This is a genomic window from Arthrobacter sp. AIWTK1 (assembly GCF_056680535.1).
In genome coordinates, this window is record NZ_CM155287.1 from 2,322,563 (window position 1) to 2,348,805 (window position 26,243).

At 65.4% G+C, this 26,243-nt stretch carries 24 protein-coding genes; 14 read left to right on the plus strand and 10 right to left on the minus strand.

Annotated elements, in window-relative coordinates; genetic code table 11:
• Nucleotides 1–112 precede the first annotated feature (112 nt).
• Both fabG and AC1MDG_RS10585 read left to right on the plus strand, forming a co-directional pair.
• Nucleotides 113–838, plus strand: coding sequence for a 3-oxoacyl-ACP reductase FabG (fabG, locus tag AC1MDG_RS10580; RefSeq protein ID WP_043481540.1), 726 nt, complete (start codon nucleotides 113–115; stop codon nucleotides 836–838).
• Between the two features lie 154 nt (nucleotides 839–992).
• On the plus strand, nucleotides 993–1,451 hold the full coding sequence (locus AC1MDG_RS10585) for an Hsp20/alpha crystallin family protein (RefSeq protein ID WP_479808981.1): 459 nt from the start codon (nucleotides 993–995) through the stop codon (nucleotides 1,449–1,451).
• 46 nt (nucleotides 1,452–1,497) lie between these two features.
• On the opposite strand, the gene AC1MDG_RS10590 is transcribed toward AC1MDG_RS10585, so the two are convergent.
• Entirely contained in the window at nucleotides 1,498–1,875 is a 378-nt protein-coding gene (locus AC1MDG_RS10590; RefSeq protein ID WP_479808982.1) for a DUF5655 domain-containing protein, read from the minus strand.
• Between the two features lie 191 nt (nucleotides 1,876–2,066).
• Between AC1MDG_RS10590 and AC1MDG_RS10595 the strand changes: the two genes are divergently transcribed.
• A complete protein-coding gene (locus tag AC1MDG_RS10595; RefSeq protein WP_479808983.1) occupies nucleotides 2,067–2,828 on the plus strand; it encodes an SDR family oxidoreductase in 762 nt (253 codons plus the stop codon).
• Nucleotides 2,829–2,943: 115 nt separating this feature from the next.
• On the opposite strand, the gene serB is transcribed toward AC1MDG_RS10595, so the two are convergent.
• Entirely contained in the window at nucleotides 2,944–3,837 is an 894-nt protein-coding gene (gene serB / locus AC1MDG_RS10600) for a phosphoserine phosphatase SerB (protein ID WP_479808984.1), read from the minus strand.
• A gap of 121 nt (nucleotides 3,838–3,958) precedes the next feature.
• Between serB and AC1MDG_RS10605 the strand changes: the two genes are divergently transcribed.
• The 5 genes from AC1MDG_RS10605 to lplAB all read left to right on the plus strand — a co-directional run bounded on the left by AC1MDG_RS10605 (nucleotide 3,959) and on the right by lplAB (nucleotide 7,984).
• Nucleotides 3,959–4,744: an ABC transporter ATP-binding protein gene (locus tag AC1MDG_RS10605; RefSeq protein ID WP_043481550.1), complete on the plus strand. Its 786-nt coding sequence runs from the start codon at nucleotides 3,959–3,961 to the stop codon at nucleotides 4,742–4,744.
• 18 nt (nucleotides 4,745–4,762) lie between these two features.
• Complete coding sequence (locus tag AC1MDG_RS10610; RefSeq protein WP_479808985.1) at nucleotides 4,763–5,548, plus strand: sulfite exporter TauE/SafE family protein; 786 nt, start codon at nucleotides 4,763–4,765, stop codon at nucleotides 5,546–5,548.
• A gap of 34 nt (nucleotides 5,549–5,582) precedes the next feature.
• Nucleotides 5,583–6,392, plus strand: a complete 810-nt coding sequence (locus AC1MDG_RS10615; protein ID WP_479808986.1) for a TrmH family RNA methyltransferase — start codon at nucleotides 5,583–5,585, stop codon at nucleotides 6,390–6,392.
• A 128-nt stretch (nucleotides 6,393–6,520) separates the two neighbouring features.
• Complete coding sequence (locus tag AC1MDG_RS10620) at nucleotides 6,521–6,778, plus strand: type B 50S ribosomal protein L31 (protein WP_028267311.1); 258 nt, start codon at nucleotides 6,521–6,523, stop codon at nucleotides 6,776–6,778.
• 96 nt (nucleotides 6,779–6,874) lie between these two features.
• The gene (lplAB, locus tag AC1MDG_RS10625; protein WP_479808987.1) at nucleotides 6,875–7,984 is read left to right on the plus strand and encodes a lipoate-protein ligase LplAB; all 1,110 of its coding nucleotides are present in this window, start codon (nucleotides 6,875–6,877) and stop codon (nucleotides 7,982–7,984) included.
• Between the two features lie 24 nt (nucleotides 7,985–8,008).
• On the opposite strand, the gene pepN is transcribed toward lplAB, so the two are convergent.
• Together pepN and AC1MDG_RS10635 are read right to left on the minus strand one after the other, a co-directional pair.
• Nucleotides 8,009–10,633 carry an aminopeptidase N gene (gene pepN / locus AC1MDG_RS10630; protein ID WP_479808988.1) on the minus strand — a complete coding sequence of 875 codons (2,625 nt, stop codon included), beginning with the start codon at nucleotides 10,631–10,633 and terminating at the stop codon, nucleotides 8,009–8,011.
• Between the two features lie 106 nt (nucleotides 10,634–10,739).
• On the minus strand, nucleotides 10,740–11,879 hold the full coding sequence (locus AC1MDG_RS10635) for a YeiH family protein (protein ID WP_479809075.1): 1,140 nt from the start codon (nucleotides 11,877–11,879) through the stop codon (nucleotides 10,740–10,742).
• Nucleotides 11,880–11,999: 120 nt separating this feature from the next.
• Here AC1MDG_RS10635 and AC1MDG_RS10640 point away from each other — a divergent pair, with 120 nt between their 5' ends.
• From AC1MDG_RS10640 to AC1MDG_RS10650, 3 genes are all read left to right on the plus strand, one after another.
• Nucleotides 12,000–13,556 (plus strand): circularly permuted type 2 ATP-grasp protein, encoded by a 1,557-nt coding sequence (locus AC1MDG_RS10640; protein WP_479809076.1) that lies wholly within the window; start codon nucleotides 12,000–12,002, stop codon nucleotides 13,554–13,556.
• An 81-nt stretch (nucleotides 13,557–13,637) separates the two neighbouring features.
• Entirely contained in the window at nucleotides 13,638–14,564 is a 927-nt protein-coding gene (locus AC1MDG_RS10645) for an alpha-E domain-containing protein (protein ID WP_043481560.1), read from the plus strand.
• On the plus strand, nucleotides 14,561–15,412 hold the full coding sequence (locus tag AC1MDG_RS10650; protein WP_479808989.1) for a transglutaminase family protein: 852 nt from the start codon (nucleotides 14,561–14,563) through the stop codon (nucleotides 15,410–15,412). The genes AC1MDG_RS10645 and AC1MDG_RS10650 overlap by 4 nt, the downstream gene beginning before the upstream one ends.
• Before the next feature lie 10 nt (nucleotides 15,413–15,422).
• On the opposite strand, the gene AC1MDG_RS10655 is transcribed toward AC1MDG_RS10650, so the two are convergent.
• The gene (locus AC1MDG_RS10655; RefSeq protein WP_043481563.1) at nucleotides 15,423–15,908 is read right to left on the minus strand and encodes a pyridoxamine 5'-phosphate oxidase family protein; all 486 of its coding nucleotides are present in this window, start codon (nucleotides 15,906–15,908) and stop codon (nucleotides 15,423–15,425) included.
• A 157-nt stretch (nucleotides 15,909–16,065) separates the two neighbouring features.
• Between AC1MDG_RS10655 and AC1MDG_RS10660 the strand changes: the two genes are divergently transcribed.
• The gene (locus AC1MDG_RS10660; RefSeq protein WP_479809077.1) at nucleotides 16,066–17,763 is read left to right on the plus strand and encodes a GAF domain-containing sensor histidine kinase; all 1,698 of its coding nucleotides are present in this window, start codon (nucleotides 16,066–16,068) and stop codon (nucleotides 17,761–17,763) included.
• On the opposite strand, the gene AC1MDG_RS10665 is transcribed toward AC1MDG_RS10660, so the two are convergent.
• Nucleotides 17,760–18,521: a response regulator gene (locus AC1MDG_RS10665; protein ID WP_479808990.1), complete on the minus strand. Its 762-nt coding sequence runs from the start codon at nucleotides 18,519–18,521 to the stop codon at nucleotides 17,760–17,762. The genes AC1MDG_RS10660 and AC1MDG_RS10665 overlap by 4 nt on opposite strands.
• 270 nt (nucleotides 18,522–18,791) lie before the next feature.
• Between AC1MDG_RS10665 and AC1MDG_RS10670 the strand changes: the two genes are divergently transcribed.
• Complete coding sequence (locus tag AC1MDG_RS10670) at nucleotides 18,792–19,235, plus strand: universal stress protein (protein ID WP_043481568.1); 444 nt, start codon at nucleotides 18,792–18,794, stop codon at nucleotides 19,233–19,235.
• A gap of 19 nt (nucleotides 19,236–19,254) precedes the next feature.
• Here AC1MDG_RS10670 and AC1MDG_RS10675 read toward each other — a convergent pair whose 3' ends face one another.
• From AC1MDG_RS10675 to glgC, 3 genes are all read right to left on the minus strand, one after another.
• Entirely contained in the window at nucleotides 19,255–19,719 is a 465-nt protein-coding gene (locus AC1MDG_RS10675) for a pyridoxamine 5'-phosphate oxidase family protein (protein ID WP_043481570.1), read from the minus strand.
• Between the two features lie 96 nt (nucleotides 19,720–19,815).
• Nucleotides 19,816–21,267 carry an SDR family NAD(P)-dependent oxidoreductase gene (locus AC1MDG_RS10680; RefSeq protein ID WP_479803840.1) on the minus strand — a complete coding sequence of 484 codons (1,452 nt, stop codon included), beginning with the start codon at nucleotides 21,265–21,267 and terminating at the stop codon, nucleotides 19,816–19,818.
• 67 nt (nucleotides 21,268–21,334) lie between these two features.
• Nucleotides 21,335–22,732: a glucose-1-phosphate adenylyltransferase gene (glgC, locus tag AC1MDG_RS10685; RefSeq protein ID WP_479803842.1), complete on the minus strand. Its 1,398-nt coding sequence runs from the start codon at nucleotides 22,730–22,732 to the stop codon at nucleotides 21,335–21,337.
• A gap of 103 nt (nucleotides 22,733–22,835) precedes the next feature.
• Between glgC and glgA the strand changes: the two genes are divergently transcribed.
• Complete coding sequence (gene glgA / locus AC1MDG_RS10690) at nucleotides 22,836–24,032, plus strand: glycogen synthase (RefSeq protein ID WP_479803844.1); 1,197 nt, start codon at nucleotides 22,836–22,838, stop codon at nucleotides 24,030–24,032.
• Between the two features lie 83 nt (nucleotides 24,033–24,115).
• Here the strand turns inward: glgA and AC1MDG_RS10695 are convergent, their stop codons facing one another.
• Nucleotides 24,116–26,230 (minus strand): acyl-CoA dehydrogenase family protein, encoded by a 2,115-nt coding sequence (locus AC1MDG_RS10695; protein WP_479803846.1) that lies wholly within the window; start codon nucleotides 26,228–26,230, stop codon nucleotides 24,116–24,118.
• Between the last annotated feature and the right edge of the window lie 13 nt (nucleotides 26,231–26,243).

Below are 26,243 nucleotides of genomic sequence, written 5' to 3' on the forward strand. Positions count from 1 at the left end.
TCCAATTCTCTCACCCTCACCAGTGCCGCCCAAACGGACGCTAAGATCGGAGGCAGTAAAAATCCCGCCCCTCACCGCGGTGCCCCATGCCGCAGAATCCCGGAGCAAACTTATGACTGAAGCAGCATCGACAGGCCGCAGCGTCCTGATCACCGGCGGCAACCGCGGCATCGGCCTGGCCATTGCCGAGGCCTTCCTGGCCAACGGCGACAAGGTTGCCGTGACCTACCGCAGCGAGTCGGCACTCCCGGAGGGAATCCTGGGCGTCAAGGCCGACGTCACTGATGAGGCGTCCGTGGATGCCGCCTTCGCAGCAGTCGAGGCTGCGCACGGCCCGGTAGAGGTGCTCGTGGCCAACGCGGGTATCACCAAGGACACCCTGCTGATGCGCATGAGCGAGGACGACTTCACCTCGGTGATCGACACCAACCTGACCGGTGCCTTCCGTGTCATCAAGCGGGCCTCCAAAGGAATGATCCGGATGCGCAAGGGCCGGGTTGTGCTGATTTCCTCCGTTTCGGGGCTCTACGGCGCCCCGGGCCAGATCAACTACTCCGCCTCCAAGGCCGGCCTGGTGGGAATTGCCCGCTCGCTGACCCGCGAACTCGGCGGCCGCGGCATCACGGCCAACGTGGTGGCTCCTGGCTTCATCAACACCGACATGACGGCGGAGCTGCCGGAGGCCACCCAGAAGGACTACCTGTCCAAGGTACCGGCGGGGCGCTTCGCCGAAGCCGCCGAAGTGGCGAACGTGGTGCGCTGGATTTCCAGTGATGAAGCGTCCTACATCTCCGGCGCCGTCATCCCCGTTGACGGCGGCCTGGGCATGGGCCACTAACCCTCCGCGTACTCCCTGACCCGCTCCAAACGCCCGGCCATGAAGGGACCTTTTGCCCATTACACGCCCTTGGTGCGGGTGTGTAATGGGCATACCGGCCGGTGCTGCACCCGGGCCGGCCACACACCACGGGGAACAACACTAGGGAGCTATCATGGCCGATCTCAACAAATGGACGCCGTCGGACGTTCTGGAACCCATCCGGCGTTTCCTCGACGGGGACATGACAATGTCGTCAATCCGTGTGGAACAGTTCATGGACGGAAACACGCTCGTGGTGCGGGCAGAGGTGCCCGGCCTCGATCCCGAGAAGGACGTAGACGTCTCGGTGGCAGCCGGCATGCTACACATCAAAGCCGAGCGCGAAGAAAAAACCGAGCATAAGGGCAAGACCGGCTACCGCTCGGAGTTCCGTTACGGCTCGTTCGCACGAAGTGTTTCGCTGCCCCCGGGTGCCCGGGATGAAGACGTGACGGCATCCTACAAGGACGGCGTCCTGGAAGTCCGGGCGCCGGCGCCCGAACAGGCACCGCAGGCAGCCGGCACGCGCAAGATCCAGATCACCACTGAGCCGGGTAACCGCCCTGACGAACCACGGCAGAACCCCGTCTAAACCGTAGGCGCGGCGGGCCGGACGGAAACGCCTGGACCTCCGCCCGTCAGCCCGCTTCCCTGCGTGCGTCACCCAGCCAGCCGGCCACTTCGTCGTCGAGGTCGGCCATGGAACGAAGTTCCAAGTGGTGCATCCACACGCCGGGGGCCGGGCTGACCACTTCCTTGAAGCGGCCCGACTCTATCCGACGCGGCAGGGCGATGGACAGGACGGCCGGAACCTCCGAGTTTATGTACCGGGCGGGCCACCACATGTAGGCAAATCCCCGGCGTCCCTTGAAGGCCACCTGGCTTTTGGTGGCCCTTATGGTCGACGGCGCGTACCCGGCCAGCATGCGCTCCACCTGCCGCAACAACTCCAGCCCCAGCGGGGAACCGCGGAAGACTTCCTCCGGGGTCGAATCCTCGGCGGTGCCGCGGGTCACGGCCTGCCCGCCGATCGGTGGTCCCTCAAGCCCATGGCGGTGAGCCTACGCCGGGAGGCCCGGGGCGGCAATGACCGGAACTAGCCCGGGTCCGCTTCTTTGTTGACGTCAAACAACTGGATTCTCCCCGTCCGCTGGCATGATGGATGGCAGACCCACAGATTTTGGACGTTTGGAACAAAGGAGCTCGAATGGGATTGCTGGACAACAAGACTGCTATTGTGACCGGTTCGTCGAGGGGGATCGGCGCTGACGTCGCCAAGCTCCTCGCGGCCGAAGGTGCCGCCGTCGTGGTGAACTACCGACAGAAGGCCCCGCGGGCCAACAAGGTTGTCACTGAAATCGAGGCGGCCGGGGGCCGTGCCGCCGCGGTCGGCGCCGACCTCACCACGCAGGAAGGTGTCCAGGCCCTGGCCAGCGCGGCTATGGAGAACTTCGGCTCGCTCGATGTCCTGGTCCTCAACGCTTCCGGCGGGATGGAGTCGGGCATGGAAGAGGGCTATGCCCTGAAGTTGAACCGTGATGCCCAGGTCAACATGCTGAACGCTGCCGTGCCGCTGATGCGTGAAGGCTCCCGCGTGGTCTTCGTGACCAGCCACCAGGCCCACTTCATCGACTCCGTGCCCACGATGCCGGAGTACGAGCCCGTGGCACGCAGCAAGCGCGCCGGCGAGGACGCCCTGCGCGCCCTCATTCCGAACCTTGCGGACAAGGGCATCTCGTTCGTGGTGGTTTCCGGCGACATGATCGAAGGAACCGTTACCGCAACGCTGCTTGACCGGTCCAACCCGGGCGCCATCGAAGCCCGCCGGGCCGAAGCCGGCAAGCTGTATTCGGTTGCCGAGTTCGCCGCGGAGATCGCCAAGATGGTGACTGCCGACGTCGAGACCGGCCACACCGAGTACGCCGGCGGAGCCGATTACTTCGGCAAGAGCACCGGCCAGGCAGGCTGACACCGCCGCCCGGGAAGCATGAAAGAAGGCCGGGCATCTGCCCGGCCTTCCTGCTGCCACCTCAATCTTTCGTTGCCCGGGAGCCACGCCTGTTTGCGCGTGCGTGGCCGTAGCCTTACACCCCGGCGATGTGGCGCACGGCGTCCAGGTAGGGCAGGTTTACCGCCGCATCGGCGGCAGCGCGCACGGCGGGTTTCGCGTTGAAGGCTATGCCGATCCCGGCTGCACTGAGCATGTCCAGGTCGTTGGCCCCGTCACCCACCGCGATCGTGTGCTCCATGGGGATGCCCTCGGCGGCAGCCCACTCGCGGAGGTACTTTTCCTTGGCCGCACGGTCGATCACCGCTCCGAGGACCTTGCCGGTCAGCGCGCCGTCGACAATTTCCAACTCATTGGCGATCCAATAGTCCATCCCGAGGTCCTCCGCAATGGGGCGCAGGATCTGGTTGAACCCGCCCGACACCACTGCCACGGCGTGGCCTGCCGCCTGGAACGCTGCAACCAGATCGGCAGCGCCTTCGCTGAGCTTCACTTCAGCCCGCACGGAATCGACGACGCCGGCCGGCAGCCCGGCGAGGACCGCCACACGCGCATGCAGGCTCTGGGCGAAGTCGAGTTCCCCGCGCATGGCCGCCTCGGTGACCGCCGTCACCTCTTCCTTCTTGCCGGCGTAGGCAGCCAGGAGCTCAATGACCTCCTGCTGGATCAGCGTGGAATCGACATCCATGATGAGGAACTTCCTCGGTGCATCCCGGAGCGACGCCGGGACGATCGCCGTGTCCATTCCGGTGAAGCCGGCAAAAGCCACCTCCTGACGCAGCGCGGCGATCTCGGCCGCCGTGCCGGATTCCACGGAGAAATCCACCGTGTACACCTCAAAGCGGGTGTCGCCGGCACGGGTTTCGGCGGAGAAGGAAGCGCCTGACCCGGTCAGCAGGAACCGGAGCTGCTCCAGTTCCGAAGGGGACAATTTCACGCCGTAGCTGACCGCAGTCACGTTCGAACTCATGGCTGCAATCTTAGCCAGCGCCATCCCGGCGCCCGAATTCGTTTCATCGCGCCCGGTGCAGCGGCCGCCGACGGTGTATCAGTTATCAGTCGCACCCGGTTTTGTCCTAGTGTCTACTCCTATGAGTGATGTTCTTGAAATGGCTGGCGTCAGCGTTGTCCGCGGAGCCAAAACGCTCCTCAACAAAGTGGACTGGCAGGTCAAAGAAGGCGAACGCTGGGTAATCCTCGGCCCCAACGGCGCCGGCAAGACCACTCTGCTCCAGATTGCGGCGGCACGGCTCCACCCCACGAGCGGCATGGCCGGCATCCTGGAAGAAATGCTGGGGGCTGTTGACGTCTTTGAACTCCGGCCCCGCATCGGTCTTTCCTCCGCCGCCCTGGCCAACCAGATTCCCGAGCATGAGAAAGTGCTCAACGTTGTGGTGACCGCTGCCTACGGAGTGACCGGACGCTGGCGTGAAGGCTACGAAAAAGACGACGAACGGCGTGCGTTCCGGCTCCTGAACGACTGGGGGATGGGCCCGCTGCTCAACCGTCCGTTCGCTTCCCTGTCCGAAGGTGAACGAAAGCGGGTCCAGATCGCCCGGGCCCTGATGACTGACCCCGAGCTGCTCCTCCTGGACGAACCCGCGGCCGGGCTGGACCTTGGCGGCCGTGAAGACCTGGTGCACCGCCTCAGCGAGCTGGCACGCGACGAAACGGCCCCCGCGATTGTTCTGGTGACCCACCACCTGGAAGAGGTCCCGCCGGGCTTCACCCACGCCATGCTGATGCGGGACGCCCAGGTGGTGGCCGCGGGCCCTATCGCGGAGGTCCTGACGTCCGAGCACCTGAGTGAGACGTTCGGGCTGCCCCTCGACGTCACGGTCAACGCGGGACGCTACGCCGCCACCGCCCGCCGCTGACCCGGCGGTCTTCCGAGCGTGGAGTTACTCAACGGCGTCTTCATTTTCTTTGCCGGGCTGTGGGCCGGAACCATCAACAGTGTTGTGGGTTCGGGCACCCTGGTCACCTTCCCGGTGCTTATTGCCCTGGGCATTTCCCCGGTAACTGCCTCCATCAGCAATGCGATGGGCCTGGTGGCGGGCAACGCCGCCGGCGCGTGGGGATACCGCAAGGAACTCGAGGGGCGGGGCAGGCAGCTGCTCCGCCTGCTGCCTGCATCCCTGCTGGGCGGCATCAGCGGCGCCTGGCTGCTGCTGCACCTTCCGGAAAAGGTGTTCCACTACGCGGCACCCGCCCTGATTGTGCTCGCGCTGCTGATGGTGGTCTTCCAGCCCCGGCTCCAGCACTGGGTAAGGAACCGGGAGGCCAACCCGGAGCACGCCATCAGGGATAAACGACACGGCGTGCTGCTGATCGTGCTGGTGTACCTGGCCGGCGTCTACGGCGGCTATTTCGTGGCCGCGCAGGGCATCCTCCTGGTGGGGATCCTGGGCGTATTCATGACGGGAACCATCCAAAACGCCAACGCCATGAAGAACATCCTGGTGCTTGGCGTCAACATCGTGGCTGCGGCGTCCTACCTGCTCTTCGCGTTCGGGCGCATCAACTGGACCGTAGTGGGCATCATTGCGGTGAGCTCGCTCATTGGCGGCGTCATCGGCTCCAAGGTGGGCCGGAGGCTTTCCCCGCCGGTCCTGCGCGGGGTCATCTTTGCGCTCGGTCTCGTGGCGCTGGGCTTCATGATCGCGAACCTGTTCAAATGACCGGCACCTACGCCCCCCGATGAATTGATTTCCAGTGACTTTCCACTATCTTGAATCCGCTGACGATCCGCGTGTTTCCGACTACACCCGCCTGACGGACGTACACCTTCGCAAGCTCCGGGAGCCCGCCGAGGGCATGTACATCGCGGAGTCGTCGCGTGTGCTCCGGCGTGCCCTGGCGGCCGGTCACCGGCCGCGGTCCTTCTTCCTTGCGGAGAAGTGGCTTGAGGACCTCAGTGACGTCTTCGACCGGTTCCCGGACGTGCCGGTGTACATAGGCAGCGCCGCCCTGCTGGAAGACATCACCGGATTCCACCTGCACCGCGGCGCCATGGCCGCCATGCACCGTCCGTCGCCCGTCCCGCTGCCCGAACTGCTTGCCGGTGCCCGCCGGGTGGCTGTCCTCGAGGACATCGTGGACCACACGAATGTGGGTGCCATCTTCCGGTCCGCGGCCGCTTTGGGCGTGGACGCCGTGCTGGTGTCTCCCCGGTGCGGCGACCCCCTGTACCGGCGCAGTGTCCGCGTGAGCATGGGCACGGTGTTCCAGGTTCCGTGGGCCCGCCTGGAGTCGTGGCCGGGTGATCTTGGCGTCCTCCGGGAGCACGGTTTCACGGTGGCCGCCATGGAGCTCACCGGAGACGCCGTGGACCTCGACGAACTCGCAGCACGGAATCCGGACAAGCTCGCGCTGGTTCTCGGCACGGAAGGGGCAGGCATGAGCCCGGAGACGCTCTCCGCCGTGGACCTCGCCGTCAAGATTCCCATGCGGGCCGGAGTCGACTCGCTCAACGTTGCGGCTGCTTCCGCCGTCGCGTTCTGGGAACTGCGCCCGAAGGACTGACGCCTGATTCGTGCCGAATCCCTGTTTGGGCTAGGATTGAGTGTTGGTCCGGACACCTGGTGTTTCGGCCGCATCCCATTCATACCTGGCAACTGGCAAAATCCAGTTGCGTGAACGAAGGTCCCATTATGAAGTCTGATATCCACCCGAAGTACGAAGCTGTTGTATTCAACGACCTGGCTTCCGGCGTCAAGTTCCTGACCAAGTCCACCGTGTCTTCCAAGAAGACCATCGAGTGGGAAGACGGAAACACCTACCCGGTCATCGACGTCGAAATCTCCTCCGAGTCCCACCCGTTCTACACGGGCAAGCAGCGCATCATGGACTCCGCAGGCCGCGTCGAGCGCTTCAACGCTCGCTTCAAGGGCTTCGGCGGCAAGAAGTAACATTCTTCTCCCAAGGTCAATTGGAAAAGCCCGCACCGGCAACGGTGCGGGCTTTTGCGTTTCCGGTCACCTGCACGGTGGGGCAGGATGGGATGCATGACATTTCCTCCTTTTGAGAGCCGTCCGGCGGACGGCATGCACGACGACGGCGGCCGGCGCCACGGTGAGTACAAGGTGCCCGGCGGCAAGCTCGTTGTGGTGGATTTCGACGTCGTCGGCGGGCACTTCGCCCATGTTTCCGTCAGTGGTGACTTCTTCCTGGAACCCGACGAAGCGCTGCTGGACATCAACCGTGCCCTGACCGGCCTTCCGGAAACAGCCGCAGCCGCAGATATCTCCGCGGCCGTGACCGCGGCCCTGCCCGAGGACGCGGTCCTTTTTGGTTTCTCCGCCGATGCCGTCTCCATCGCCGTCCGCCGGGCGCTGGCGAAGGCGACCGGGTGGGCTGACCACCACTGGAATGTGATCGCCCCGTCAGTGCTGCCGACGCATGTCAATGTCGCCCTGGACGAGGTGCTCACCGAGGAAGTCGGGGCGGGGCGGCGGAATCCCACCCTCCGGTTCTGGGACTGGGAGGAGCCGTCCGTGGTGATCGGCAGCTTCCAGTCGGTCCGCAATGAGGTCCATCCCGAGGGCGTGGCACGGCACGGCATCAGCGTGGTCCGCCGGATCAGCGGCGGGGGAGCGATGTTCATGGAAGCGGGCAACTGCATCACTTATTCGCTGTACCTGCCGCAGACCCTCGTGGACGGCATCAGCTTTGCCGATTCCTACGCGTTCCTGGACGCGTGGGTGATGGCTGCGCTGGAAAAACTGGGAATCAGCGCCTTCTATGTGCCGCTCAACGACATCGCCACGGAGCAGGGCAAAATCGGCGGTGCGGCCCAGAAACGCCTCGCGAACGGCGGCATGCTGCACCACGTCACCATGAGCTACGACATCGACGCCGACAAGATGGTGGAGGTGTTGCGGATCGGCAAGGAAAAGCTCTCGGACAAAGGCACCACCAGCGCCAAGAAGCGGGTGGACCCGCTGCGCCGCCAGACCGGCCTGCCCCGGGCGGACATCGTTCAGGCCATGATGGATGTCTTCAGCGGCCGGTACGGGGCCACACCGTCAGTCCTGACGGACGCCGAACTTGCCGCCGCGCATGATCGCGTGGCGGCCAAGTTCGGCACCGAGGAGTGGCTGCACCGGGTGCCTTAGCAGATCCCCCGGGTCCGGGGAGTGCTAGGAAGCGGGAGAGTGCCGCACCGCAGCCGCCTGGGCCGAAAGGGCCCGGTGCAGGTGGCTCCGCTGCTCGACGATGATGCGGCGCAGTGCCCGCGGGGCCTCCGGGTGCCCCTCGAGCCAGCCGTCCGTCAGGACAATCACGGCATTCGTGTCCGGACTGCCGCCGTCCAGGTCCTGCCCTGCGGGGTAAAGCCCGCGGACAATCCGGCTGGCGATCTCGATGCTGCGCTCAGCCCAAACGCCTTCCAGGCATTCGAAGTACGGTTCCACGAACGGCTCCAGCAAGCCGTCAGGTGCGGTGTTGAAGCCTGCGATCGTGGCGCTGAGCAGCTGGTTGGAGAGCGCGGTGCCTTTGACGGCGGCATCCCAGGCAGCGGCTTTGACGGCGGCATCCGGACGGGCTGCGAGTGCCGTGGCATGGCCGGCGCGGCCGGAAGCCGTGGTGTCGCGGGCAAGTTCGGCGTCGAGTTCGGCCTCCGTTGCCTGCCCGTTGGCCGCCAGGGCGTGCCACAGGCTCCAGCGCAGCTCCGGGTCGACGGCAAGGCCTTCGAACACCGTTGTACCGTCCAGAATCCCCCTCACGAGGTCAAGGCGGCCTGTTGCCTGCCGACTGGTGGCGGCGAGGGTCCTCGCCCAGGCCAACTGGTGGTCCGAACCGGGCCGGGCTGCGCCAAGTTCCCGGGCCGCCACGTCAAGGAAACCGTCCCGGACCGTGGCCCGTTCCGAAGCGGGGACATAGCGGTCGATCGCGGTTGAGGCGTTGCCCAGCACGTTCAGCAGGACACCGATTCCCTGTTCAACAGGGCCGAAGGTTTCCACTGCCGCTACATAGCGGTCCGCCGGTGCCACACCGTCGCGTGCCGCATCCCAGAGTGCAGTCCAGCACAGCGCCCGCGCCATCGGATCCTGCAGGGCGCCGAGGGACGCGCGCGCGGTCGCTTCGGAGCGGGGATCAAGACGCACCTTCACGTAACTGAGGTCGTCATCGTTGACCAGAAGGAGCGCCGGACGTGGTTTGCCCTCCAGTTCAGCCACCACCGTGCCCTGGCCCGTCAGGTCTGTTTCCACGCTGTCCACGCGGACCAGCAGGCCCTCCGCGTCGAAGTCGTAGAGACCGATGCGCAGCCGGTGCGGGCGCAGTTCCTGGCGTCCCGTGGCGGGGTCCACCGCATCCTGGACGAGGGTCACTGAGCCCAGCACGCCGTCGTGCTCTTCGATGGTGGCAGAGACGGTTGAGATCCCCGAGGTCTGCAGCCACTGGCGCGCCCATGATGCCAGGTCCCGGCCGGACGCCTCACCCAGGGCCGCCAGCAGGTCGGCCAGCGTGGTGTTGCCGTACTCGTGCTCGCGGAAGTACCGGCGGGAGCCGGCGATGAATGCCTCGAAGCCGACGTAGGCCACGAGTTGCTTGAGCACGGATGCGCCCTTGGCGTACGTGATGCCGTCAAAGTTCTGCTTGGCGGCCTCGAGGTCGGGAATGTCGGCCACGATGGGGTGGGTGGTGGGCAGCTGGTCCTGGACGTAGGCCCAAGCCTTGCGGTTGTTGGCGAAGTTCACCCACGCCGTATCCCAGTCCGTGGCGCGGTCCACGGCCAGGGTGCCCATGTAGTCGGCAAAGGACTCCTTGAGCCACAGATCGTTCCACCATTTCATGGTCACGAGGTCGCCGAACCACATGTGCGCCATTTCGTGCATGAGGGTGTTGGCCCGGCCCTGGTACTGGGAATCGGCCGCGCGGGACGTAAAAACGTAGTTTTCGGTGAAGGTGACCAGCCCCGGGTTCTCCATGGCGCCGAGGTTGTACTCGGGCACGAAGGCCTGGTCGTATTTGCCCCAGGGGTACGGGTAGTCAAAAAGGTTGTTGAAGAAGCCGAGCCCCTGTTTGGTGAGCTGGAACAGGTGCCCGGTGTCGAAGGACCCGGCCATGGACTTGCGGCAGTACAGGGACAGCGGGACTTCCAGTGCGGTGCCGTCCTCCAGTGTTCCGCTCCAGTGGTCCTCAGCCTTGAAGTAGGGCCCGGCCAGCACGGTGGTGATGTAGGTGGACATCCGCGGCGTCGGCGCGAAGTCCCAGCGGCTGGTGGCAGGGTCGCTCGTCAGCTGCGTGCGGCCGGCCTCGGCGCCGTTGGAGGCCACCTGCCAGTCGGACGGAGCCATCACGTGGAAGGTAAATTCCGCTTTGAGGTCCGGTTGTTCAAAGTTTGCGAACACCCGCCGAGCATCGGCGGGTTCGTACTGGGTGTAGAGGTAGCACTGGCCGTCCGCGGGGTCGAAGAAGCGGTGCATGCCCTCGCCGGAGGTGCTGTACAGCGCTGTTCCGGTGACGGTCACCTGGTTTTCGGCCTGCAGGTTGTCCAGCCGGATGCGGGATCCGTCCACGACGTCGGCGACGGAAAGCCCTTTTCCGTTCAGGAAGACACTGTGCACGTCGCTGCTGATGAAGTCCAGGAACGTGGATCCGCCGGGTTCCCGGGCCGAGAAGGTGATGACGCTGCGGCTCCTATAGCCCGTCTCCTCCGGGTCCTGCGCCTGGCGGACGTCCAGGGAAACGTCATAGGTGTGGGTGGTGATCAGGGCTGAGCGGGTTGCCGCTTCATCGCGTTGCAGGTTCTCATTCGACACCAAGCTATTGAATCATGGGCCCGGCCGGACCATCCCCGAGGCTGCGCGGGGGCGCTGACGAAGCCTTTACCTGTCGGGGCCTTTACCTGTCGAAGCCGTTGAACGATCAGTGCGGCTGCATGATGAGCACTGCGGCCCCGAGGCCCAGCGCGGCGATGAGCAGCCATGCCGCGAGGGCTGCCAGCAGTGCCCGGCCGCCGGTATGCAGCAGGGTTTGCACCCGGACCGCGGAGCCGAGGCCGAAGAGCGCCGTGCCCAGCAGCAGGTCCTGCAGGGCGGCCGCTGCCTCCAGCCAGCCGGGGGACAGCCACCCTGTGGAGCGCAAACCCACCATGGCCACGAAACCGGTGACGAACAGTGGAACGATCGGCGGCAGCCGGACCTCGGCGCCGTCGGTTTGGGATTCCGGCCCGGCTGCGTGAGTGCGCCCGGCTCCGTTCCGCCCAGCCATACGCCGGCCGGACCCGCCCGCGGCGGCCTCGTTCGCGGCGCGGCCCATGGACGCCCTCTGGTGGACGCCGGCGGCCGCCACGATCGGGGCCAGGAGGATCACCCGGGTCAGCTTGACCACGACGGCGATCGCCAGGGCGCCGGTTCCTGCGGTCTGTGCGGTGGCCACCACCTGGCCGACGTCGTGCACCGACGCCCCGGTCCAGGCGCCGAACACCTCAGGAGTGAGCTGCAAGGGGTGCAGCAGGAGCGGCAGGACGCCGATGGCCAGCGTGCCGCACAGGGTGACCAGCGCTACCGGCAGGACGGTGTCAACGTGGCGGATCCTGCGGACCGCCGCCATCGCACCGATGGCGGAGGCGCCGCAGATCGAGAAACCGGTGGCGATGAGCAGGGATGCATCGCGAGGCAGGCGGAACAGCCGCGATATCCCGTAGGTTCCGGCGAAGCTTGCCAGAACAACGCCGGTGACGAGCAGCAGCGACTGCCAGCCGAGGCCGAGGACATCCATGACGCTGACTTTCAGTCCCAGGAACACAATGCCGGCCCTCATCAGGTGCTTGCCGGCAAAGTCGAGCCCGGGGCGCGCCCGCCCTGCCGCCCATGTTCCCGTGCCCGGAAGGTTCGCGGCGAGCAGGCCCAGTACGACGGCGACGGTCATGGCAGGCAGGACCGGCACCATTGCGTGTACGGTAAAGGCCACCCCGACGGCGAGAACGGCAGTGAGCAGCCCCGGCACGAGGGGTGGGATCCGTGCGGAGATCCGTCCTTGGGGGGCGGCGGGGAATCTGGGCAATGGCACTCACATACTTTGCCGGAACAATGCGGAAAAACACGAACCGGAGGGGGTGGCTCCAACACGCCACAATGGGCATCAGTAATGAATTCGAAACAAAAAGGTGGTTGGCTAATGACCATGTCTGACCTATTCCAGGATTACTCCGAGGCCGCCGGCCGCACCGGCGCCTATGACGAGATGTTCACCCCCGGCCAACAAGCCAGGAAGTCCTACGGGCAGGTCGCCGGGGCTCTCCGCGAGCTTTCCCTCACCGATGTCACCGCCCGGGCCGATTCGATGGCCCGCACCTTCCTGGACCGCGGTGTCACGTTCGACTTCGCGGGGGAGGAACGCCCGTTTCCGCTGGATATCGTCCCCCGCGTGATCCCCGCCGACGAATGGACCGTCCTGGAGAAGGGTGTGGCCCAGCGGGTCCGCGCCCTCGAAGCGTTCCTTAACGATGTCTACGACAAGATGACAGTGGTGGCTGACGGCGTCATTCCTCGCCAGCTCGTCACCACCAGCGCGCACTTCCACCGCCAGGTCCACGGCTTCGAGCCGGCCGGCGGCGTCCGCGTCCACATCTCCGGCATCGACGTCGTCCGTGACGCTGCGGGAACCTTCCGGGTGCTCGAAGACAACGTCCGTGTACCGTCCGGCGTCAGCTACGTGCTGGAAAACCGCCGGGCCATGGCCAAGGGCCTGCCTGAAGCATTCGGCCAGCAGCTGATCCGGCCGGTGGAGGAGTACCCGCGCCGCTTGCTTTCCGCGCTGCGCAAGACGGCGCCGTCCGGAGTCGACGACCCCACGGTGGTGGTCCTTACCCCCGGCGTGTTCAACAGCGCATACTTCGAGCACACGCTGCTGGCGGGGCTCATGGGCGTGGAACTCGTGGAGGGCCGGGACCTCATCTGCCGCGGCAACAGGGTGTACATGCGGACCACCGCCGGCGAACAGCGCGTTGACGTCATCTACAAGCGCATCGACGACGACTTCCTCGATCCGCTGCAGTTCCGCGCCGACTCCATGCTGGGCTGTCCCGGCCTGGTGAATGCGGCCCGCGCCGGCGGCGTGACCATCGCCAATGCCGTGGGCAACGGTGTCGCTGACGACAAGCTCGTCTACAGCTACGTGCCGGACCTCATCCGCTACTACCTCAACGAAGAGCCGGTCATCGCCAACGTGGACACCTTCCGGTTGGAGGAGAAGGAAGCGCGGGAGCACGTCCTGGACAGGCTGGATGAGCTGGTGGTCAAGCCGGTGGACGGCTCCGGCGGCAAGGGCCTGGTCATCGGGCCGGATGCGTCCAAGGACGAACTCGAAGCCTTGCGCAAGCGCGTCATCGCCGATCCCCGCGGCTGGATTGCCCAGCCGGTCCTGCAGCTGTCTACGGTTCCCACCCTCAGCGGTGATAAGTTTGGCCCTCGGCACGTTGACCTGCGGCCCTTTGCCGTCAACGACGGCGACGACGTCTGGGTGCTTCCCGGCGGGCTGACCCGCGTGGCCCTCAAGGAGGGCTCGCTGATCGTCAACTCCAGCCAGGGCGGCGGTTCCAAGGACACCTGGGTGCTCTCTGACTCCCCGGAGGTTCCGGTCGAAGCCCTGCCACGGCCGTCCATTACCGTCCGGGAGCGGGTTTCGGTGTGGCCGGTCGAAAGCAACTGGCGCGACCGCCAGACGGAGCAGCAGCAGTGAGCCGCCGCCCGCCGGTGCAGCCCGCATCAGATTTTCCATCTTTGTTCATGCAGATTTCGGACCCGCAGGAGGTAGCCGTAAATGCTTAGCCGTATTGCCGAGTCCCTATTCTGGATCGGCCGCTATGTGGAGCGGGCGGATGGCACCGCCCGCATCCTGGATGTCCACCTTGAGCGGCTCAACCACCTGCCCACGGAGGAGCGGGACAAAGTGGCCCGGGAACTCCTGGCAGTCATGGGAGCCCGGCCCGAGAGTGACGAGTTCGGCCTCGAGGAGCTGCTGCACGCCCTCGCCTACGACAAACAGAGCGCCACGTCGATCGCCGGTTCGCTCGGTGCTGCACGCGAAAACGCCCGCCGTGCCCGCGAAACGGTTTCCTCCGGGCTGTGGGAAAGCCTGAACACGACGTACTACGGCCTGAACCAGCATCGCAAGGACGTAGTGGGCACCTACCGGTTCTGCCACTGGGTGCTGGAACGCACGGCCATGGTGAGCGGCCTGGCGGACACCACCGTCAGCCACGATGACAGCTGGCTGTTCCTCGCCCTGGGCCGCTCCCTGGAGCGCGCCGACATGACGGCCCGCATGCTCTCCACCCGCGACGTGCTCTCCGCCGGCATGTCCTGGGTGAACATGCTCCGTTGCGCCGGCGCCTACGAGTCCTTCCTCCGGACCCGGCGGGCTGCTTTCGGCGACCAGCATGCCGCCGAATTCCTGCTGCTGGACCGGCTGTTCCCGCGCTCCATCGTCTACGCCCTGCGGGACGCGGACGAGTGCCTGGCGAAGCTTGACCCGTCCGCGCAGCGCGTCGGGTTCATTAACGACGCACGCCGGATTGTGGGACAGGCCCGCACTTTCCTGGAGTTCCACCGCACGGACGACCTCATGTCTGAACTGCCGGAGCACATGGAGCGCGTCCAGAAGGCTGTGTCGCAGGCTTCCGACGCAATTTCCCGTAAGTACTTCAATCAGGCGGACGAACTGGCCTGGGTGGGAGAAGTTTCATGACCCGGCTGAGTATCATCCACAAGACCGGCTACAAGTACAACAAGCGCGTAACGCTCTCGTACAACGAAGCCCGCATGACCCCGCTGACGGATCCGCAGCAGGTGGTGCTGGAATCGTCCATGAAGGTTGCGCCGTCGCAGGCCGCTGTCAGCAGCTACCGCGACTACTGGGGTACGCGTGTTACCGCCTTCGACATGCAGATGCCGCACGAGTACCTCGAGGTGGTTGCCACCACCACGGTGGAAGTCCACCGTGTGGAGCGTGTTCCGGCCGAGGGCGACATCGTCTCCTGGGACGTTTTGCAGGCGCCCGAGACGCTCAACCAGTTCAGCGACTGGATCCCGCAGTCCCGGCTGAGCGGTCCCGGGGACGAAGTCCTCGGCATCATTCCGGGGATCGTCGAGGGCAGGAACCCGCACGGGGCAGCCATGGCCATCTTCGAATGGATGCGCGGGGAGATGACCTATATGAAGGGCTCCACCGGGGTTACCACCAATGCCGCGCAGGCCTGGGGCCAGCGCCAGGGGGTATGCCAGGACCTGGCGCACCTCGCTGTCGGGGCGCTCCGCAGCTGCGGCATTCCCGCACGGTACGTCTCCGGTTACCTCCACCCGCGTTCGACGGCGGACATCGGCGAAACGGTGGCCGGCCAGTCCCATGCGTGGCTGGAATGGTGGGACGGTGAATGGCGCAGCTGGGACCCGACCAACCACAAGCCGGCCGGTGACTTCCATGTCACCGTGGCACGCGGCCGCGACTACCGGGACGTGCCGCCTCTCAAGGGCATCCTGTCAGGCGGCGGCGGTTCCGCACTCAACGTGAGCGTGGAAATCACCCGCCTGGCGTAGGCCGGGAGGCCTACTCGTAGCCGGACCGGGTGGCGTCGTCCAGCGGCGTCCACCAGGTCAACGGGGGAGTGACCTTGAAACGCCGGCCTGTGACGATATCCGGGGTAATCCGGACGAAGTGCTCTTTCTTGCCGGCCTGCCAGGGGAAGAGCAGCAGTCCCACCGTGTCGAGAACCTCCTGCTGGTTCTTGACCGGGGCTGCCTGTCCCTTGATCACGACGCTCCAGGCGATACCGGTGTCCGCGTCGACGCCGTCAGCCTCCACAGCGACCGGTGTGTCGCCGGTGGCTGCCTGCAGCTTGGTGCCGTCCGCGGTGCGGAACACCAGAGTTCCGTGGTCCACCTTGTAGTTGATGGGAAAAATGTCCGGATGGTCTTCGACCCACACGGCCAGCCGGCCCACTGAGACGCTGCGCAGCAAACGCCAGCATTCATGGTTGTCGAGGTTTTCGACCTCGTGGGGGTGGTCAGCGCCGGGTTTCGGATCAGTGCTCATGACGCCGAGCCTAAGCCAGGGAACCTCCGGAAAGCTAGGGCCCAAGGTCCCCATGACGCAGAAAACGGCAGGCTTCATCCCACGATGAAAGGCTTAACGGTATTCTGGCCTCACGCCGCCTGAGCGGCCGTACGCGGTCAGGAGTTGGGTTGTGGATATGCATGCCGATGGCGACAGTCCCGAACGATACACGGCTGCGAGCGGCACGAGGATTGAAGACCTGCTTAAGGATTTCGTCGCCCGGGCCGGTGAACTCCTCCAGTTCCAGGAGCGCATGGGCGGCCTGCTTGAGGCCGTCGTGGCTGTCGCGGAGGATTTGAGCCTCGATGCCGTCCTGGAGCGCGTCGTCCAGTCCGCCTGCCAGCTCTTGCGCGCCCGCTACGGGGCATTGGGCGTCATCGGCGACGACCGCGCCCTCAGCCACTTCATCACGGTCGGGATTGACGGCGAGCTGGCCAAGCGGATCGGCCCCCTCCCCACGGGCCATGGCGTCCTGGGATTGTTGATCTCCGATCCGAAGCCGCTGCGGCTCCACGACCTGCGAAGCCACCCCGAGGCCTACGGCTTTCCCGCGCACCATCCGCCCATGCAGTCCTTCCTCGGAGTTCCGGTCCGGGTGCGGGATGTTGTGTTTGGCAACCTGTATCTGACGGAAAAGGAGGGCGGCGGGGACTTCACGGTCGAGGACGAGGAGCTGGCCGTCGCCCTCGCGGCCGCTGCCGGCGTCGCCATCGAGAATGCCCGGCTCTATGACGACGCCCGGCGGCGGGCACAATGGCTTGAGGCCTGCATGGATGTCGCCGGGCTGATGCTGGGGACCGACCCGGCGTCGTCGGCCGGCCTTGGACCCATTGCCGGCCGGGCGCTGCGGGAGTCCGGGTCCCGGCTGGCCCTGATCGTGGAACCCTCGGCGGACGAGGTTGGCCACGTGGTGGCGGGGGCCGACGGCGAAGATGCGGATTTGTTCGCCGGGTTGCCTCTTTGCCTGGATTCCGAAGCGCTCCAGGGGGTGCTTGCCGGCGGCGAGCCGGTGCTCATGGACAATGCCGCAGACGTGCTGGGAGTGCTGGAGGGGACAGTGGCCGGTCCGCTCCTGGCAGTGGCGCTCAGCACCCAGGGCGCCCATCACGGACTGCTCCTCCTCGTCAGGGACGCCGCGGCCGGCCCCTTCGGCCGGACGGATGTGGAGATGGGCGCTGTTTTCGGCTCCCACGTGGCGTTGGCACTTGAACTGGCACGGGTCCACCGGTTGCGGGAAGAACTGCTGGTCTTCACCGACCGGGACCGGATTGCACGCGATCTCCATGACCTCGTGATCCAGCGGCTCTTCGCCGCTGGCCTGAGCGTCCAGAGCCTGAACCGATTCACGAAGGAAGATCTGGCGCTGGAACGCATTCGTGCCATCACCGGGGAACTGGACGAAGCCATCCGCAGCCTCCGCGACACTATCTACTCGCTCAGGACCGGCAACGGCGATGCCGAACTGCTGAGCGGGCGGCTTCGCAGTGTGACGCGGAGTGCCGCCAAGTCCATGCCCTTCGCACCGGGGCTAAACCTGGAAGGACCGATTGATTCCGTCCTCCCGGACAAGGCCGACCATGTGGTGGCCGTTGTGTCCGAAGGGCTGAGCAACGCCATCCGCCATTCTGGAGCTGATTCGATCGAGGTTTCCGTCTCCGCCCTGGACGGCAGGATGACCGTCCTGGTGACCGATAACGGCAGCGGCTTCAAGGATTCGGTCAAGCGAAACGGACTGAACAACATGGAGGAGCGTGCCAGGATGCTGCACGGCACCTGCACCGTCACCGGGGCCCCGGACACTGGAACCAGCCTGGAGTGGTCGGTTCCGCTTTAGCGCCGGTACCCGTCGGCGTCGTTGCCGGCGTGGGCAGCGGCAGAATGGGCCCCGCCGGGGTGCCCGGTAGCTGACGGCGCCGGGACAGAGTTGTTGGCAATATACACCGCGGCCTGCGTGCGCCGCTCGAAGCCCAGTTTTGCCAGCAGCGAGGACACGTAGTTCTTGACGGTTTTCTCCGCCAGAAACATTTCCGCAGCGATCTGGCGGTTGGTGAGGCCGCCGCCCACCAGCTCCAGAACGCGCCTTTCCTGGGGGGTGAGGCCGGCAATCCGCGGGTCCACCTGCTGGGGTGCGACGAGGCTTTCCACGATGCTCGCCGCCACGCCGTCGTCGAACAGTGACTCACCGGCAGCCGCACGGCGCAGTGCCCCGATGAGGTCGGTACCGCCGATCTCCTTCAGGACGTATCCGCGGGCGCCGGCGAGGACAGCACCCCGAAGGGCCTGCTCATCGTCGAAGCTCGTCAGGATGAGGCAATTCAGGTTGGGGTCCACGGACCGGACGTCGCGGCACACTTCTATGCCCGTCCCGTCCGGAAGCCGGGCATCGAGCACGCTGACATCAGGATGCAATGCAGGAATGCGCCGCGTTGCCTCGACAGCGGAACCCGAGCTGCCCACTACCTGGAAACCCTCGCCTTCCAGAAGCTCCTGGAGGCCCCGCCTGACCAGTTCGTGATCGTCGAGAATGAACACACGGATGAGGTCAGTGTGTATGTCCTGCATGGAGGGACCTTGGTCTGCCCGAGGAATCATGGTCCTCCTGTCCGGCGGCCGGAGCTGCCATAATCGGTCCGCAACCGGCTTGCCGGTGCGGTGCAGATCCCATTATCTCTGTCCGGACCCGGTTTCCGTCATCCGGCTCTGCAATTCTCGTTGACGGTGCCACCTGCAACAAGGGTCCTTGGACCCGCCGCGGCCATGACTTTAGGCCCTAGCAACTCCGGGTCGTGGCACACAGCCTTGAAGGACACCTGCCTGCCCGCCGGGGTCCTCCCGCGAAAGCCGCCCTCGAAAGGGGAAGACATGAATGAGGCCAAGGACGTCCCTACGATCATTGTTGGAGTCGACGGTTCAGAAGCCTCGGTGGAAGCCCTGAAGCAGGGACAGGGCCTCGCCGACAAACTTGATGCACACCTCGTTGCGCTGGCGTGCTGGGACTACCCGCCCGTGTACGACGGCTACGTGGCCATGGGAATCAACGACTTCGACGTGCGTGCCGGGGAGATCCTCCAGGAAACAGTAGCCAAGGCATTCGGGACGGAAACACCGCCGAACGTCGAGACCAAGCTCGTGCAGGGGCATCCGAGGCATACCCTCATTGACGCCAGCCGGGACGCCGACATGCTAGTGGTCGGAAGGCGGGGCCACGGTGGCTTTGGAGGCCTATTGTTGGGCTCGGTAAGTTCTGCCTGCGTAGCCCACGCCCATTGCCCGGTACTGGTGGTGCACACTCCCGAAAAGCGCTGACGGTTCGTAGCGAAGGGGGCTACTCGAACGCGGCGCGCCGGGGATCGGACAGCCGGGTGTTCCACATATCCGGCTTCTTGACCTTGAACCGTCGGCCAGTGAGTGCCTTGGGCGCCAGCCGAACGTAGTAGTCCTTGTCACCCGGCTGCCACGGCTCCAGGAACAGGGCGTCCACTTCGTCCTTCTCGTCCTGGGTTTCGATGAGTTCGGCTTCGCCGCGGGCAACCACGCTCCAGGCCATCTCTTCATGGGCGTCATAGCCGTCGATTTCGAAAGCCACGGGCTTGGCCGTCATGGCTGCCCACAGCTTGGTTCCGCCGGCCGTCCGGAAGACGACAGTGCGGCGCTGGAGCACGAAATTTACCGGGAAGATTTCCGGGTGGCCATCAACAATGAGCGCGATCCTCCCGACCACCTCGGTGTCGAGCATAACCCAGCACTGGTCAATGGACAGCTGGCCCTCGGGCGGCGTCATGGTGTTCATGTAAACCCACGTTACGGTCCCTCCGGCATGCCCATTAGGGCCATAGGGCCCCTAGCGACACCCCGGCAGCGTCTGCTATCGGCCGGGAAGCGCCGGCTACCAGGGGCTCGGCTTGTAGTCCTTGAGGAAGACGCCGTACTGGTCTTCGCCGTTTTCGCCCATGACGATTGGATCGTAGACCCTGGCTGCGCCGTCCACGAGGTCCAGCGGCGCGTGGAAGCCTTCCTCCATGAGCCGCACCTTGGTGAAATGGGGCCGCTCATCCGTAATCCAGCCGGTATCCACCGCGGTCATCAGGATTCCGTCCGAATCCAGCATTTCCTGTGCGCTGGTGCGGGTCATCATGTTCAGCGCCGCTTTGGCCATGTTGGTGTGGGGGTGCCCAGGGCCCTTGTACGCGCGCGAGAACTGCCCTTCCATGGCAGAAACGTTCACGATGTACTTCCGGTGCGCGGTGGAGCGTTTCATGGCGCTACGCAAGCGGCTCACCAGCAGGAAGGGCGCAGTCACGTTGCAGAGCTGCACCTCCAGCATTTCCAGTGGGTCCACCTCGTCCACCACCTGGGTCCAGCTGTTGATAGTGGCCAGGTCCGGAACAAGTCCACCGGCGTCGATGGCCGTGCCGGAGGCTATCCGTTCCAGCGAAGCGGAACCCGTGGAAAGGGCCAGGGATGTGATGGCGTCGCCGGCCAGGACCGGGTGGTCCATAACACTGCTGGCGAGGGCCAACGGGTGCTTGTCATGGGCGTGGCCGAAGGTCACCAGTTCCGGTCCGCCGTTGGCAGCCTCGAGGGCTGCCGGCAGCGGCTCGTCCTCCGCATCGACCAGGGGCTTGTAGGCGTTGCCTGACCGGCGGACAGTCTGGGCCGCGTTGTTGATGATGATGTCCAGCGGGCCCGCCGCGTCGAGCGAATCGGTCAGGGCCATCACCTGGGAGGGATCCCGAAGGTCGATGCCCACAATCCGCAGCCGGTGGAGCCAGTCACCGCTGTCCTCCATGGCCGCGAAGCGACGCGCCGCATCCTTCGGGAACCGAGTGGTGATGGTGGTGTGGGCGCCGTCCCGGAGCAGCCGCAGGGCGATGTACATGCCGATCTTTGCGCGTCCGCCCGTGAGCAGCGCGCGGCGGCCGGTGAGGTCCGTGCGGGCGTCGCGCTTGCTGTGGCTGAACGCGGCGCACTCGGGGCACAGCTGATGATAGAAGGCATCAACCTGGGTGTAATGGTTCTTGCAGATATAGCACGGGCGGGACCTGATGAGGTGCCCGGCCACCTTGCCCGTGGCAGAGGGCTCCAGCTTGTTCCCGCGGGTTTCGTCATCGATCCGGTCGGGCGCTGCCGTGGCCGTCTGGGCGAGCACGGCGCGGTCGGATTCGGCGATCAGGTCGCGCTTGGTGACCCTGCGGTGGCGTTTGACAGCCTTAAACATCTTGCCGGTCGCGCGGCGAACCGAGACGTAGTCCGGGTGCTCCTCGTCGTAGGCATGGATGGTGTTGAGGACCTTGAGGCAGGCCTGGATCTCCTCAGGCGTCAAATCGGGGGTGTTCATTGGTCCAATTTTACAGCCTGGGAAACCTTCGGCCTGCCTCAGGGTTCAGCGGTGGCGGCGTGCGCGCCTAGTCGGTGGTGGATACTCCCACGGCCGCAGCGTGGGCTTCCCCTACTTTGGCCGCGGATTCCCGGGCAGACGGGTAGTTCTCCGTTGCCGCCTTGATGGCGTTGGGGACCAGGTGGAGGTTGGCGGCTGACAGCGCGCGTTCGGCCTCGTCCGGTTCAGGGACCGCCTGACCCTTGGAAAGCACCGTGATACCCGAGTCCGTGACCTTGAAACCGCGGGCGCGGTCGCGCTCCGGGTCCAGGCCGATCGCCGCACCGGCGGGCACCTTGACGTTCTTGTCGATGATGGCGCGGTTGACCACGGCACCTTCGCCGATCTGGACCTTATCCATCAGGACCGAGTCCACCACACGGCTCGCCGTTCCCACATAGACGTCGTTGGACAGGACTGATCCTTCCACGATGCCGCCGGAGATCACCACGCCGCTAGCCACGATGGAGTCGAGGGCCGTACCCACGGTGTTGCCCTGACCGCGGACGAACTTTGCCGGCGGGGAGATGCTCTGCCGTGTGTAGATGGGCCATTCCGAGTTGTACAGGTTGAAAACCGGCATGGGGGAAATAAGGTCCATGTGGGCGTCGTAAAAGGAATCGATAGTGCCGACATCGCGCCAGTAAGTGCGGTCGCGTTCGGTGGAACCGGGAATATCGTTCAGCGTGAAGTCATAAACGCCTGCTTCGCCCTTATTGACGAAGTACGGGATGATGTCGCCGCCCATATCGTGCTTGGTGTCGAGGCGCTCGGCATCCACGTGCAGGGCGTCCACCAGGGCATCCGCATCGAAAACGTAGTTTCCCATGGACGCCAGGAACTGGGTGGGATCTGCCGCCAGTCCGGGGGTTGAGGACGGCTTCTCCACGAAAGCCGCGATTTTCTGGGGATCGTCCTGATCCACTTCGATGACGCCGAACTGATCGGCCATGTTCAGCGGCTGGCGGACTGCGGCCACTGTCGCTTTGGCACCACTCTTGACATGCTGATCAACCATCTGCGCGAAGTCCATGCGGTACACGTGGTCGGCGCCAACCACAACCACGATGTCGGGGTTGGCGTCATGAATCAGGTTCAGTGACTGGTAGATCGCGTTGGCGCTGCCGAGGAACCAGCTCTTGCCCACGCGCTGCTGAGCCGGGACGGAGGCGATGTAGTTTCCGAGCTGCGTGGACATTCTCCACGTTTCGGAAATATGCCGGTCAAGGCTGTGGGATTTGTATTGCGTGAGAACAACTATCTGCAGATAGCGGGAATTCACGAGGTTGGACAGCGCGAAGTCGATTAGCCGGTAGCTCCCGGCAAAGGGCACGCCGGGTTTGGCCCTGTCAGCCGTCAGTGGCATGAGCCGGTTGCCCTCGCCGCCTGCGAGGACAATAGCCAGGACTTTCTTATTCAACGGCATGGTGGTTGCTCCTGTACGCCTTCGTAACTTCCCCAAAAAAGTCCGGCACGCCCGGACTCCTTCACACTAGAACAGATACGCCGTAAGGACTACCTTGGGTATCGTGCGAATAGACATTGTGACTAAAGAGTTCCCGCCGGAGATTTACGGCGGCGCCGGGGTCCACGTGGCTGAATTAAGCCGAGTGCTGGCCAAGCATGTGGATTTGCAGGTGCGGGCCTTCGGGGCGCCCCGGGATCCCGACTACCACGGGGCGAAGGTGACGTCCTACTCGGTCCCGGAGGATCTGGGTGCCGCCAACGCCGCCGTCCAGACGCTTGGGGTGGACCTGCGCATCGTGCCGGACATCGCGGGAGCCGACCTTGTGCATTCGCACACCTGGTATGCCAACATGGCGGGCCACCTGGCCTCGCTGCTGCACGGCATCCCGCACGTGCTGAGCGCCCACAGCCTGGAGCCGCTGCGGCCGTGGAAGGCCGAACAGCTCGGCGGCGGTTATGCCTTGTCCTCATGGGTGGAAAAGACCGCCTACGAGGCCGCCGCGGCCATCATCGCCGTATCTGAAGGGATGCGTCAGGACATCCTCCGCAGCTACCCGGACGTCGATCCGGCCAAGGTCCGCGTGGTCCACAACGGCATCGACGTCGAACTCTGGGCCCGCGATGAGGGCGATGACGCCATCCGTGCACTGGGCATCGACCCGGATCTGCCCAGTGTGGTGTTCGTCGGCCGGAACACGCGCCAGAAAGGTGTTCCCTACCTGCTTCGCGCCGCGGCCAAGCTGCCGGCGGGCGTCCAGCTGGTCCTGTGCCTCGGCGCGGCGGACACCCCGGAACTCGCGGCGGAAACTGCCCGCCTGATCGAGGAGCTGCAGAGCCAGCGCAGCGGAGTCGTCCTGATTGAGCGCATGCTTCCCCGCCACGAACTGATCCAGGTGCTCAGCCACGCAACTGCTTTCGCCTGCCCGTCCATCTACGAACCGTTGGGGATCGTCAACCTGGAGGCCATGGCCTGCGGCGCCGCCGTCGTGGCCAGCGCCACCGGGGGCATTCCCGAAGTTGTCCAGCATGGCGAAACCGGGCTGCTGGTGGAGCTGGAGCAGGTGACCGACGGCACGGGAACCCCGCTGGATCCGGAGAAGTTCGTCGACGAATTTGCCGCCGCCCTGACTGAAGTGGTGTCGGACCCGGAGCGCGCCCGTGCGATGGGCCAGGCAGGACGCCGCCGGGCTGAGGAGCACTTCTCGTGGGAGTCCATCACGGAAACCACCCTTGAGGTGTACCGCTCGGTTCTGGCCTAGAGCCGAATAGACGACGACGACGCCGCCCCGCTGAGCGGGGCGGCGTCGTCGTCGTACCTCAGTACCCCGTAAGGCCCGGGGACCTAGCGGCGCGGTGCCTTGGCCTCACGTGCCTGCCTAGCAATGAGGACCTTCTCGTCGACAGGGGCTTTGCCGTCGGCGCGCTGGGTCCGGAAGAACGCACGTGCCTCGTCCTGCCGGGTCTTTTCGGCGCCGGTCGCAATAGCCGCGCGGAGATGCTCCGGGCCGTATCCGAAGGCATCCACCAGGTCCACGGCGTGCGGGCGGATTTTGACCAGGAGCCGGTTGATGTAGTCGCCCACAGTGCGCGCACGCTGCATCGACAGCCGGCCGTTCATGAGGTACCAGGAGAGGTTCTTCTCGATGAGTGAGAGTCCGAACAGATCCCGGAGCCAGGTCAGCACCCGCTTGGTGCCCGGGTCATTCACATCGGCCAGCGCTTCCGTGAAGGCTTCCCACTGCAGCAGCTCCGCGTGGGCCTGCGCCGCCTCAATCAATTCGTGCTGGTGCTGGTTGAAAGCCGCGGCGGCCTTCTGCTGCGGCAGCTTATTGGTTCCCTTCAGGGCTGCCCCCGCCTCGGCAACCATGGTCTGAACCCTGTCCGTCAGCAGCAGCCGCTGGGTGTCCTCATCCCGGAGGGCAATGGCCGCCTTCTGCACGGAGCCGGTGTCCGCCATGAATTGCGCAACCTGGCGGAGTCCGGTCCGGTGTACTGCGGCGCCGGCTGCCTGGCTGACCACGTAGCGTGCCAGCACCCCGACGTCGACGTTGCGGAATTCCTTGGCGTAGTCCGCCAGAAGCCGTTTGGCCACCAGCTGGAGGAGCACGGTGTTGTCGCCTTCAAACGTGACATAGACGTCCAGGTCCGCACGAAGGGAGGCGAAACGGTTTTCAATCAGGAAGCCTGCTCCGCCGCAGGCTTCGCGGCACTCCTGCAAGGTATCCAGGGCGTGCCATGTACTGAGCGGCTTGAGTGCGGCGGCCAGTGTCTCCAGGTCCTGGCGGTCCTCGTCGGTGTCGTGTGCGCCGGAGAAGACGTCGTCGAATTTCTGCAGCAGCTGCTCGTGGGCGAAGCCTGCGGCATAGGTTGTGGCGAGCCGGGTGAACAGCCGCCGCTGATGCCGCTGGTAGTCGAGCAGCACCTCTTCGTCAGTGTGCGAGGAGGCGTTGAACTGGCGGCGCTCAGTGGCGTACTGGATGGCGGTCTTGAGCGCCAGCTTGCTGGCGGCCACCGCGGCGCCGTCCAGGGAGACACGGCCCTGGACGAGGGTGCCCAGCATGGTGAAGAAACGGCGGCCCGGGCTGGCAATGGGGGAGGTGTAGGCACCGTCGGCAGCAACATTGCCGTACCGGTTGAGCAGGTTATCCCGCGGAACGCGGACGTCACTGAAGTGCAGCCTGCCATTGTCGATGCCGTTCAGCCCGCCCTTGACGCCGTCGTCCTCACCACCGATGCCCGGCAGGAACTCCTTGGTCTTCGGATCCCGCAGGTCCACGTAGAAAGCGTGGACCCCGTGGTTCACGCCGTTGGTCACAAGCTGGGCGAACACCACGGCGCCGAGTCCGTCGAGGGCTGCGTTGCCGATGTAGTCCTTCCACGCGGCACGGAAGGGCGTGTTGATGACGAACTCCTGCGTGGCCGGGTCAAAGGTGGCCGTGGTGGCAATGCTGGCAACATCAGAGCCGTGCCCGGTTTCCGTCATCGCAAAGCAGCCGGGGATGTCCATGTTCATGATGCCGGGCAGCCACTTGGCATGGTGCTCCTCGGTGCCGAGGTGCATTACAGCCGATCCGAACAGCCCCCACTGGACGCCGGCCTTGATCTGCAGCGACGGGTCGGCCGTGACGAGTTCCTCGAACCCGGCGATGTTCCCGCCGTGATCGTCCGAACCACCCAGTGATGCGGGAAAAGCACGGTGAACGGCACCGTTCTCCACCAGGTACTGGAGCTGGCCGAACGTGCGCTTCCGGTGCTCGGTGTGGGTGAGGCCCTCGGTCTTATGCAGTTCGGGACGGCCCGAAAGCTCGCGCGAGTGCCGGCGGATGTGCGCCCACTTGCCCAGGAGCTGCTCGCCCAGCGCAGCGACGTCGACGGCGGGTGCCGCGTCGGCGTGGTGGTGTGCGCTCCCGGCGGGGCGGCGTGCCTGGCCGGCGGCGCGGTCAACTACGTCAGTCATGTCGATTCCTTCT